Origin of the sequence: Kriegella aquimaris (genome assembly GCF_900103215.1) — a bacterium.
GTDB classification, from domain to species: domain Bacteria; phylum Bacteroidota; class Bacteroidia; order Flavobacteriales; family Flavobacteriaceae; genus Kriegella; species Kriegella aquimaris.
Window position 1 is genome coordinate 330,399 of record NZ_FNGV01000004.1, and the last position, 12,001, is coordinate 342,399.

Annotated in this window: 9 protein-coding genes; 3 read left to right on the plus strand and 6 right to left on the minus strand. The window is 41.5% G+C overall.

The features are described from left to right. Window positions 1-76 precede the first annotated feature (76 nt). From BLS33_RS11440 to BLS33_RS11450, 3 genes are all read left to right on the plus strand, one after another. The gene (locus BLS33_RS11440; protein WP_089888932.1) at window positions 77-622 is read left to right on the plus strand and encodes a cupin domain-containing protein; all 546 of its coding nucleotides are present in this window, start codon (window positions 77-79) and stop codon (window positions 620-622) included. 344 nt (window positions 623-966) lie between these two features. Next, the gene (locus BLS33_RS11445; protein ID WP_089888758.1) at window positions 967-4,500 is read left to right on the plus strand and encodes a nitrate reductase; all 3,534 of its coding nucleotides are present in this window, start codon (window positions 967-969) and stop codon (window positions 4,498-4,500) included. Window positions 4,501-4,510: 10 nt separating this feature from the next. Continuing rightward, window positions 4,511-5,971 carry a rubredoxin gene (locus BLS33_RS11450; RefSeq protein ID WP_089888760.1) on the plus strand — a complete coding sequence of 487 codons (1,461 nt, stop codon included), beginning with the start codon at window positions 4,511-4,513 and terminating at the stop codon, window positions 5,969-5,971. Here the strand turns inward: BLS33_RS11450 and BLS33_RS11455 are convergent. The 6 genes from BLS33_RS11455 to BLS33_RS11480 all read right to left on the minus strand — a co-directional run bounded on the left by BLS33_RS11455 (window position 5,949) and on the right by BLS33_RS11480 (window position 11,990). After that, the gene (locus tag BLS33_RS11455) at window positions 5,949-7,160 is read right to left on the minus strand and encodes a bifunctional folylpolyglutamate synthase/dihydrofolate synthase (protein ID WP_089888762.1); all 1,212 of its coding nucleotides are present in this window, start codon (window positions 7,158-7,160) and stop codon (window positions 5,949-5,951) included. The genes BLS33_RS11450 and BLS33_RS11455 overlap by 23 nt on opposite strands. After that, the gene (locus BLS33_RS11460; RefSeq protein ID WP_089888764.1) at window positions 7,157-8,098 is read right to left on the minus strand and encodes an energy transducer TonB; all 942 of its coding nucleotides are present in this window, start codon (window positions 8,096-8,098) and stop codon (window positions 7,157-7,159) included. Before BLS33_RS11460 ends, BLS33_RS11455 begins: the two co-directional genes overlap by 4 nt. Before the next feature lie 144 nt (window positions 8,099-8,242). After that, on the minus strand, window positions 8,243-8,629 hold the full coding sequence (locus BLS33_RS11465) for an ExbD/TolR family protein (protein ID WP_089888767.1): 387 nt from the start codon (window positions 8,627-8,629) through the stop codon (window positions 8,243-8,245). A gap of 4 nt (window positions 8,630-8,633) precedes the next feature. Further along, the gene (locus BLS33_RS11470; RefSeq protein WP_089888769.1) at window positions 8,634-9,314 is read right to left on the minus strand and encodes a MotA/TolQ/ExbB proton channel family protein; all 681 of its coding nucleotides are present in this window, start codon (window positions 9,312-9,314) and stop codon (window positions 8,634-8,636) included. A 50-nt stretch (window positions 9,315-9,364) separates the two neighbouring features. Beyond that, window positions 9,365-10,741, minus strand: coding sequence for a sodium:proton antiporter NhaD (gene nhaD / locus BLS33_RS11475; RefSeq protein ID WP_089888771.1), 1,377 nt, complete (start codon window positions 10,739-10,741; stop codon window positions 9,365-9,367). A 16-nt stretch (window positions 10,742-10,757) separates the two neighbouring features. Continuing rightward, on the minus strand, window positions 10,758-11,990 hold the full coding sequence (locus BLS33_RS11480) for a Glu/Leu/Phe/Val dehydrogenase dimerization domain-containing protein (protein WP_089888773.1): 1,233 nt from the start codon (window positions 11,988-11,990) through the stop codon (window positions 10,758-10,760). Window positions 11,991-12,001: the final 11 nt, after the last annotated feature.

A 12,001-nucleotide genomic window follows, 5' to 3' on the forward strand; every position in this document is an offset into this window, starting at 1 on the left:
GAAAATCATAGTTATTACCGTAATTTTCACATAAATGGATGGTAATTCACATGGTAACTTGGCAAAAAGTTATATCATGGACAGAAAATCATTTATCAAAACCACCAGTCTTGGAATTGGGCTAGCAGTGCTTCCGCAAATTTCATGTGCCAACAAAGTAATTTCTAACGAAGAGACACAAACAGACCCCAAAATCGTTGAAAATCATGAAGGCAAGGTATTCAATGTTATTGGGGATATTCAAACACACAAACTAACCGGAAGTGATACCGGCAATCAGCTAGTCGAATGGGTCGACGATGTTGAACCCGGTGTTGGTATACCACCACACATACACACCAAAGAAGATGAAATATTTAGGGTAATCAATGGACAGGTTGAGATTTTAATCGGTTCACAAACAACTATTCTTAATAAAGGGGATATCGCATTTGCACCGAAAAACGTAGCCCATTCATGGAAAGTCGTCGGAACCGAGAAAGCAAAAATGATAACCAGTGCATTTCCAGCAGGTATTGAGCATATGTTCCGCGAACTAGGTGATTTACCACCAGGACCACCAGATTTTGAGGAAGTGGCAGCAATTTGTAACAGATTTGGTATTCGATTTCTAGAAATATAATAGTCATGCCCAACCATACCATATTAAGATTACCAATTAATAAGACCTCATGAAAACCGCTCTACCCAGCGGTTTTTTTATCAAAGTTTCATAAAAAATTTAAGCCTTAAGAAAATGGATGATAGATAACTATCTTTAAAAAACACTTAGTTTCCCCATTCTTTACAGTCTTCAATCAACCTCTTCAGCTCTCCGCAAAGTACCTTAGTATCAAGTTGTTCCCCGCCCAATTATCATATCGTTAAAATTACACCCTTACAATTACCGATAAAAAACTACGTATTTATACTTAATTATGTATTTTTACACATTAAATCGCCGGTATTATTTCAATATAGAACTTCATGCTAAAAAAGAACGTACATAAGACCATTTGTTCCTACTGTGGTGTCGGCTGCGGCATTCTGGTAGAACAAGATGCCAAAGGAAATATTAGTGTTGAAGGAGACCCTGATTATCCGGTCAACAAAGGCATGCTTTGTTCTAAAGGAAAAAACCTCAACTATGTAGCACAAGATATAAGCGACCGCATTCTGTATCCTGAAATGCGATGGAGTAGAAACCATCCATTGGAACGTGTGAGTTGGGATACGGCTTTTGACCGGGCCGCTTCAGTCTTTAAAAGTATTATAGCAAAACACGGTCCCGATAGTGTGGGCTTTTATGTGTCGGGCCAATGTCTTACCGAAGAATATTATTTGGTAAACAAACTTACCAAAGGCTTTATCGGCACAAACAATATTGACACCAATTCTAGGCTCTGTATGAGTTCGGCCGTTGTGGGATACAAAAAACTGGTGGGAGAAGATTCCGTACCTATCTCGTATGAAGATATCGAACTTTCCGATTGTTTTTTGATTGCCGGGGCCAATCCCGCTTGGTGCCACCCCATCCTTTTTAGAAGGATAGAAAAACACAAAGAGGAGAACCCAAACGTAAAAATTATTGTGGTCGATCCGCGAAAAACGCAAACCTGCGCATCAGCGGATCTCCATTTACAAATATTACCGGGAACCGATGTAATCCTTTTCAATGCCATTGCCCGCTGGTTGATCGAAAAGAAAAAAATAGATAAAAATTTTATCAAAAACCATACGGCGAATTTTGAAGCATGCAAAGAAAGTGCGTTTCAACTATCGCTACGGAAAGCTGCCGATCTGTGTGGCATTGATGTAGAAAATATTCGCAAGGCTGCGCAATATATCGGTAATGCCAAGGCCTTTATTAGCATGTGGACGATGGGGCTCAATCAAAGTGTTATCGGAGTTTCCAAGAACGTTGCCCTGATGAACCTTTCGCTGCTTACCGGGCAAATAGGAAAGCCGGGGGCAGGTCCTTTTTCACTTACGGGACAGCCCAACGCCATGGGCGGAAGGGAAGTTGGCGGTATGGCGAACCTACTGGCCGCACATCGCGAATTGAGCAATCCGCTACATCGCAAAGAAGTAAGTCAGTTTTGGGGTGGAAAAGAAATACAGCCAAAACCGGGATATACCGCGACCGAAATGTTCGATGCCCTAGAAAGTGGAAGAATGAAGGCCGTTTGGATAATTTGTACCAATCCCGCCGTAAGCATGCCCAACGTGCACAAAGTGGAAAGAGCCTTGAAGAATGCCAATTTTGTTGTCGTTCAAGATATTTCCCATAACTCCGAAACTACCAAATTTGCAGATTTACTCTTGCCAGCGGCAGGGTGGCTCGAAAAGGAAGGTACCATGACCAATTCTGAGCGACGAATTAGTCTCCTCCCCAAAGTAATTGACGCTCCTGGGGAAGCAATCCCAGATGCAGAAATTCTGTGGCGGTTCGCGCAAAAAATGGGATATTCGGGCTTTGACTATAAAAATACATCTGAAGTATATGACGAGCATTGTCTGTTGACAAAGGGTACCGAAATCGATATTTCCGGTCTATCATATGAGCGATTAAAAAATGAAGGCAGTTTTCAGTGGCCCGTGCCCCATGCAACCCACAAGGGAACCCCTCGATTGTTCACCGACGGTCGTTTTTTTACGAATGATGGCAAGTCACACTTTAATGCACCACAAAAAATTTATAACAGTTCTGAAGCGACCGATGCAGAATACCCTTTAATATTGAATACGGGCAGGGTACGAGACCAATGGCACACCCGTACCAAAACAGGAAAAGTAAAACGGTTGCTAACCCATATACCCGAACCGTATCTCGAAATAAACAAAGTAGATGCCTACCTGCGTAAGCTCAAAGATGGAGATATTGCCGTGATAAAAAGCAGAAGAGGGCAAGTACAGGTCAAAGTAAAGGTAAATTTTGACATTCGCGAGGGTGTGGTCTTTTTGCCCATGCATTGGGGCAAATTGCTCAATAATGATTTTGGAAGGGCCAATAACATCACCAATGATTTGGTAGATCCAGTTTCTAAAGAACCAGATTTCAAATATTGTGCCGTTGCAGTCGAGAAATACGTGAAGGCGAAACAGAAAATTTTGATTATCGGTGCTGGTGCCGCCGCGTATCGATTTGTACAAACTTATCGAGAGAAGAACGAAATTGATGAGCTGCATGTATTTTCTAAAGAAAAAGACCCCTTTTATAATCGGGTGCTACTACCCGAATACGTAAGCGATGAACTTTCTTGGGAGGCCCTGGAAAAGCTCAAAAAAGGAGAACTCGATAAACTCAAAGTAAACCTTCATTCGGGTATAGGGATCGCGAAAGTGAATGCCAAAGATAAAACGGTCATCGATGACCTTAATATAGAACACACCTACGATATTTTAATCATGGCCACAGGAAGTCGGGCCTTTGTACCCAGTGATGTGCAGATAAAAATGTCAGGGCGGTTTACCATGCGCGAACGGGGTGATGCCGACAAACTTCGTACGTACTTACAAGACACCGGACTTCCTGAGTCGGAACAACATGTGGTTATAGTCGGCGGAGGTCTCTTAGGACTTGAGCTAGCCGCAGCACTCAAGAAGAAAAATGTCAATATCAGTATCATTCAACGGGCTCCCCGTCTAATGGAACGACAATTAGATAGCATCGCCAGTAGGCTTTTGGCGGAAGATGTGGCCGAAAGGGGCATAAAAACCTATTTCGACAATGAAGTAAGTACCGTATTTGAAGAAAAAGGAATAAAAAATTCATTGACAGTCACCCTAAAAACGGGAAGAACCATTAAATGTAATGCCATCGTTTTCGCTATAGGCACGCGCCCTAATATTGAACTCGCAAAACAAGCCAGCCTCAAAACGGGTCGCGGGGTTCAGGTCAACGAATATTTACAGACCAGTGAACCCAATATTTTTGCGCTTGGGGAAATCGCGGAGTTCAAAAACAGCCTTTTTGGCATAACCTCCGCCGCCGAACAACAGGCCGATATCGCCGCAAAATATATTATGGGAGATTATGGAAGCATTTATAACGGTTCGGTACTCATGAATATCCTAAAGTTTGAAAACCTCGATCTCTGCAGTCTGGGCATGGTGAACGCCCCGGCCAACGATACGAGTTATGAAGAAATTATCTTTATGGATGTCAGCAAGCGTTATTATAAAAAATGTATCGTCAAAAACGACACCCTTCTCGGCGCTATACTAATGGGCGACAAAAATGAATTTGCCGAATTCAAGAGACTGATAGAAGAAGAAATCGAACTTTCAGAAAAAAGAAACGAGCTTTTACGGGGCAACTCTAGTTCGGTACCCATGAAAGGAAAACTGGTCTGCTCGTGCAGCCAAGTGGGTGATGGCAATATTATCGATACGATTCGCAATGGTTGTGGGGATTTCGCAAAACTTTGCTCCGAAACTGGCGCAGGTCTAGGTTGCGGCAGTTGCAAACCCGAGATTCAGGAAATACTCAACCAGCAGTTACAGACCACTACCTCTTAATATCAAGGCTATGAATGATGATTTACACCGCATACTGATTAAAGGAGGGGTAACCTCCCCAGGAGAGCTTAAAGATATCATTGCCATGCTGGAAGCAGGCGGACTAAAAGAAGTCTTTTTCGGGTCAAGACAAGATTTATTGTTCCCGTTGCAAAATGCCGCTGAAGAACAATTGGAAAAAATATCGAAATTCAATACCGATATTGTTGCCGAACGCAACTACCAGAATATTGTTTCCTCTTACGTATCGGCCGATATCTTTGACATGACACACTGGTTGAAAGGCTCTACCTATCTTTATATATTAGAGGGCTTTGATTTTCTTCCGGAATTAAAAATAAACATTACCGATCCAAAACAGCGGCTGGTTCCCATATTTAATGGCAACCTCAACTTTATCGCCTCTGAAAATGAAGATTATTGGTACCTGAACATCAAATTGCCCCACTGGACAGAATCGGCCTATTACCCTGTACTTGTATACAGTTGGAATATCACCATTTTGGCCAAGGCTATTGAAGAAATTTATGAAGATGTATCAGATGTGGAAGAGTTGTTCTTCATTCTTAATAAGAAACTCGACACTAATAATAGAACAATTGAAAAGGAATTGGAAATACCTTATTTGAAATTTCCTTACTACGAGGGCATGAACCGTATGGGTCTTGACCAATACTGGCTAGGTCTTTATTGGCGAAATAATCGATATGACCTCGAATTCTTAAAAGAACTATGTGGATTTTGTTTGGACAATAGTATTGGAAAAATATGCATCACACCTTGGAAATCATTCGTAATTAAAGGCATTAAAGGCAGTTCACGCCCAGAGCTTGAACGCTTTCTAGGCCAAAAAGGAATCAACATACGCCATTCACAATTGGAAATGAACTGGCATTTACCGGTCGATGACAAAGAGGCAATGGAACTAAAAAACTTCTTGGTGCGTAGTTTCGATCAAAATGATATTAGCACCTACGGTCTCACTTTTGGCATCAGTAACGAAGCCGGAAAAAGAACGCATTTTTCATCAGTAATTATCGAAAAGAATACATTACCGACCATTGTTAAAGATTTTGATGTGCGGCCGACCTATAATGTGCTACATTTTAAGAACTTCGACCCCAACACACAAACATACAAGGCCTATGCTCAAGATGTCGATAAAATAGAGTTGCCTGGGCTGTTAATGGAGCTAAGCAAATATTACTTCGAACAATTAGGCAAAACCGAAAAGAAAAAAGAGCCTGCCAAGAAAAAAGTGGTTGCGACGACACGTGAGATTCATCAATGCCAATCATGTTTTACGATTTACGATGCAACGTATGGAGATGCGAAGGCTACTATTTCAATTGGCACACCCTTCGACACACTTCCGGAAACCTATAAATGTCCGGTTTGCGAAGCACCAAAATCTAGTTTCGCAAAAACTGAAATGTCGATCAGTGAAGTCAAACAACCTCCGCAACGGTAAATGTACTTCCTCCGATAAATATAAAATCTGTTTTTGAGGCATTTTGGAGTGCCTGGGAAAATGCTGCATTCACCGACGGATAGCTTTCCCCCTTTAATCCGAATTCGGTGGCTTTATTCCTAAGCGTGCCAACATCCAGACCTCTAGGAACGTTCGGTGAGCAAAAATAATAAATCGCCTTTTTAGGAAACAAAGGCAATATACTGTTCAAATCTTTTTCCCTAACAAAACCGAGTACCAGGTGAAGGTTATCAAATTTTTGTTGCCAGATTTGCTGTAAAACCAAAGAAAGCCCTTCGCTATTATGTGCCGTATCGCAAACCACAGTAGGTGAGTTCTTAAGTATTTGCCACCGCCCCATTAATCCGGTGTTTGCAGTCACTTTTGAAAGCCCCTCTTTAATATTTGACTCTGTAACTTTAAAATCACTTAACTCCCGTATAGTAGCTACAACTCCTTTCATGTTTTTTGACTGATAGTATCCCAGAAGAGACGTTTTATAAACGTCCGGAATAACCTCATCGGCAAAAACGATTCTACTATTTCGTTGTTGGGCAATTTCCTTGAAGGTATCGACAATTTCGGGTTGAGATTCGCTAATCACAACAGGAACACCCTCTTTGACAATACCTGCTTTTTCCACAGCTATTTTAGTCAAGGTATCCCCCAGCATATCAACATGGTCCATTCCAATATTAGTAATTAACGAAACCTCGGGAGTAATAATATTGGTAGAATCCAATCTGCCGCCCAGACCCACCTCAATAATGGCGATATCAACTTTTTCTTCCGCAAAATAAGCAAACGCCATGCCCACGGTCATTTCAAAAAATGACAAACTGAAAGTTTCAAAAAAGAATCGGTTGTTTTCTATAAAATCAACTACAAAGCTTTTAGAAACTGGCTCTCCATTGATTCTGATACGTTCCCTAAAATCTTTTAAATGAGGCGAAGTATAAAGTCCGACCTTATAACCGGCATCTTGAAGTATGGAAGCCAGCATATGACTGCTAGAGCCCTTCCCGTTTGTACCGGCAACATGTATGCTCTTGAACTTTTTCTCGGGACAGTCTAAATGAGCAGAAAATGCCCTGCTATTATCGAGCTTTCCAGTAAATGCGATCTTTCCGCTTCGCTGGTACATTGGAAGTTGGGTGAACATCCAATCTACGGTTTGCTTATAGGTCACTCTCCCAGTTTAAAGTTGACAACTACAAACCCCACTTGTTGATTGGGTGCATTGGAATCTAAATTCCATTTGTGTTTAAAAGCCGTCTTTTTGGCAGGATCCAACAAACATGGATCGTTATTGGTCGTACCTTTTACACCTGGAGTAGCACTGATCACATTGCCATTTCTATCAACAACAATCTTTACGACTACCCTACCCTCTTGATTGCAATCTTGTTTTACTTGACCTTTGCCGACTAAAGACCTTCCATTAAGACCGTAGCCGCCTGTTCCACTGCCAGATCCCGGGCTACCGTAATAACTAGTGGCATAAGGATCACCATCAGGTTGGCCTTTGTCACCCGTTCTATTGTCATCACCCTCCGAGCCTGTGGCCGTTCCATCCGACTTATTGAGCCCACCCATTAGCGCGTCCAATTTTTTCTTTTTGGCCTCTTGCTCCTTCCGGGCTTTCTCCTCTGCATCCTTTTTTTGTTGCGCTATTTTAGCCGCTACGGCCTTCGCCTTTTTCACGGCATCCTCGGCCTTTTTCTTGGCCGCTCTTTCAGCTGCTTCTGCCTTGCGCTTGGCTTCCTCGGCTTTCTTGATTTTAATAGATTCTTCGTTCTCTTGCGTCAATATTTTTTCGGCAGGTGCCTCTTCTGCCACACTTTCTTCAGGAACCTCTTCGGCAACTTCTTCAACTTCCTCTACGACTTCTTCCTGCTTGGTAGGTTCCACAGGTGGCGTTTCTAGAGGTTCGGATCGTATTTTTTCTTTAGGTTGTTGGTTACCGCTTCCAAAATCCATTGTTCCGAAATTCACAGAGATTCCGTTCTCCTCCGGTGGATCCATATAGGTCAGACCTATGTAAAAAAGCAAAAGCAGTAGTGCACTTAGCAGCGCTGTGGTAAGTGTAAAAGATTTTTTCTTGTGTCTCGTATCTAAGAATGACATTATCTCAATTGAATTTTAAATATCCTTGAATAATATCGTTGATCAAATCAAACAAAAATGTTCAACAACCCATGAATAGTTGTTTGTTTCCTTGGAAGGCAAGACATGACAACATGTCTTTTTGAAATTCAAACCGTACCAATCTTAATTAGGACGTACCGCCAAGATAACTTTGTAATTGTTTCTGTTGGCAATATCCATAACGTGAACCGCCTCTTTAATGGCCACACTCTCTTCGGTTCTCAAAATGATGGTAGGCTTTTCTTGCCCCTTTAGTGCCTTCTTCAATTCAATTTCAATATATTCCCCGTTAATTCTCTCATTATTCACAAAATATTGTAAGTTCTTATCGATACTTACGGAAACATTTTGCGTATTCGTCGATTTCCCCTTTGCCTTTGGCAATAAGAGGTCGAGCGCATTGGGCGAGTTCGCAGTAAGCATAAAGAAAATCAAGAGCAGAAAAACAATATCTGTCATTGAAGACATGCTAAAGTCTGGACTTACCTTATTTCTTCCTTTTAGTTTCATATACCTATAGCGGTTCGTTCAACAAATCAAGAAACTCGACTGCATTGGCTTCCATTTTGTGTACCACCTTATCGGTTCTGTTCACAAGGTGATTGTATCCAATGTAGGCAATAATACCAACAATAAGACCTGCAACCGTTGTTGTCATCGCCGTATAGATGCCTGAAGCCAAAGACCCCATTTCAGCCTGACCCCCACTGGAGGCCATTTCATGGAATGCCAAAATCATACCAATCACGGTTCCTAAGAAACCAATCATTGGCGCAGCCCCGGCAACGGTAGCCAAAACACTTACATTTTTCTCAAGTTTATATACCTCTAGGGTTCCTGCGTTTTCAATTGCCGTATTAATGTCATCCAAAGGCTTTCCAATTCGAGATACCCCTTTTTCGGTTAATCTTGCAACGGGAGAATCTGTCTGCGCACAAAGAAGTTTTGCCGCTTCTAATTTACCATTGGTCACATGATCGCGAATCTGGTTCATAAAATTACTATCTATCTTGGATGCCGCCTTGATAGCAAAAATGCGCTCAAAGTAAATATAGAGAGCAACGAACAGCATTATAAAAAGTACAGAGATGATTAAGATACTTCCCGTACCACCATTTATAATAAGATCAATTACCGAAAGCGTCTTTTCTTCCGATAGAATTTCACCCCCTGCAGGGTCTTGAAACAACAACATAGTATTCTGGGTTATTAATTTGCCTTTATAACGGCATTTTATCGATTAAATTATGCGTTGAGAATTAAATTTCGAATTAAAATAAAAGTTACCGCCCCTGAAATAAATCCGAGGAACGCCAACCAGGCAATTTTCTTCAAATACCAGAAAAAATCGATTTTCTCCATTCCCATAGCAACAACACCTGCCGCAGAACCAATAATCAACATACTGCCTCCCGTACCTGCAGAATAAGCAATAAAATGCCAAACCGGATCATCAATAGGAACGGAGAACATTCCCATACTTGCAGCCACCAATGGCACGTTATCAATAACGGCAGAACCAACACCTAGAAACAATACCACCAAATCGGAAACATGCTCCCCTATAGATTCGGTACCTAGCATAGGCATCGTTTTATCTAAAGCCTCGGCAAAATGGAAGAGCATACCTAAAGACTCCAACGCAGCTACGGCCAATAAAATACCGAGAAAGAACAATATACTCGGCATCTCGATTTTTGATAGGGAATGGTGTACAGGACTATGATACCCTACAGAATCACTCTCACCGGCTACATCTACAGGATCCGAGATAGTAAATTTAGAGCTGCTATATATTTCAGCAAAAGTTGCTACAATCGCCAATGACAACATCATACCAACATAAGGAGGCAAATGAGTAATAGTTTTGAAAAACGGAACAAAAACAATTGCTCCCAAGCCCAAATACAACATAGTAGCTCCGAATTTTGATTTTGGGGCATCAGCGTCGCCACCTACCTCAGCTTCTATATTACCTTTAAAAGCCGAATACCTGCTAGCAAACAATACCGGAACTACCATACAAACAATTGAAGGCACTAAGACATGCTCTATCAATTGGGCAGCGGATACCTTATTGCCGATCCACAACATCGTCGTTGTCACATCACCGATGGGAGACCATGCGCCCCCGGCATTAGCGGCAATAATAACCATACCTGCAAACCACAGCCGTGTGTTTTTATCGAGAATCACCTTTTGAAGTATGGTAATCAAGACTATAGTCGCCGTAAGGTTATCAATGATTGCAGAAAGTATAAAGGCCAAAATAGAAAAAAGCCAAAGCAATTTACGTTTGCTCTTTGTTCTTATATAGCCCTTGATCGTTGCGAAACCATCGAAGTAGTCGATAATTTCAACAATGGTCATGGCCCCTAATAAGAAAACCAAAATTTCCGCCGTCTTGCCTAAATGGTGCAGCAGAATTTCATCAATGTGTGAAGGTTCCAACTCCTTTAGGTCGGTATTTACCTCAAAAACGGGCAGATGCGCCAAAGCAATTATGGCCCACAAAATGGCCATCATGGCCAGCGCGGGAATAAGTTTATCAATTTTAAGGTTATGCTCCATGGTTATGGCCAGATAACCTACTACAAACACAATAATGATAATGGTCTCCATACTCAGTTCGATTAATTTAAATTAATTGTTTTAACGCTATTTCAAATCCTGTTTTACTCAAATTTACTTTTGATTGATTTTGCTTAAAGATATTCAAAATTGCTTTTCTAATAGTCTCTGAAGTATCTTTAAATATCAACTCTTCATCCATACCGACTCTTTTCTCCATAAAGTAGGAAAAAACCCTAGCCATTCCGCAATTGGATATAAAATCGGGAATAAGGCTTGTTCTTTGATCGGTGTATTCCATTATGGGACCAAAGAAAATTTCCTTATCGGCAAAAGGAACATTTGCTCCACAAGAAATCACTTCAAGTTCGGTATCGATCATCTTTCCAATCTGATCTCTAGTCACCAATCGAGATGCTGCACACGGTACAAATATTTCTGCAGGCAGTGTCCAGATTCGTTCATTGATCTCTTCAAACGGAATCATTTGGTCTGCATGGGCCATCAAATTGTTCCCCGATTTGTTCAAGAAAAAAGAACGTATCTCCTCAAAAGAAAAACCATCCTCTTTAATCACTCCACCGGCCCTATCCAGTATTCCTACGATCTTTGCTCCCATTTGCGACAAATAAAATGCGGCCGCACCTCCAACATTTCCAAAACCTTGTACAACTGCTCTTTTGCCCATAATATTTCCTCCGAAAATATCGTAATAATGTCGTACGGCTTCTGCTACCCCAAAACCCGTAATCATATCGGCAACCGTATATTTTCTAGCAATATCGGGAGAATACATGTGTCGTTCCAATGGTTTTATGACTCCCAAACGAAGTTGACCGATCCTATTTATTTTATCTGCCTCCGTAGGCTTAAAATGACCATTGAAAACACCCTCTTGAGGGTGCCATACTCCGGCATCTTCCGTTATGGGAATTACTTCGTTAATCTCATCGACATTTAAATCACCTCCCGTACCATAATAACTTTTCAACAATGGGGATACCGCATGGTACCATCGTTCAAGTACTCCTTTTTTCCTTGGATCGTTAGGATTAAAATTAATTCCCGATTTAGCACCACCGATAGGCGGCCCCGAAACCGTAAATTTAACTTCCATAGTCTTCGCCAACGACAACACTTCATTCATATCTAAACCTTCGCGCATTCGCGTACCTCCACCGGCGGCCCCTCCCCGTAAGGAATTTATGACCGTCCAACCTTCTGCTTCCGTTTCAGGATCTCTCCAATTAAATACGATTTCAGGCGGTTTGTTTTCGTAGGCACTTAGTAACTCTTTCATTAGATAATTAT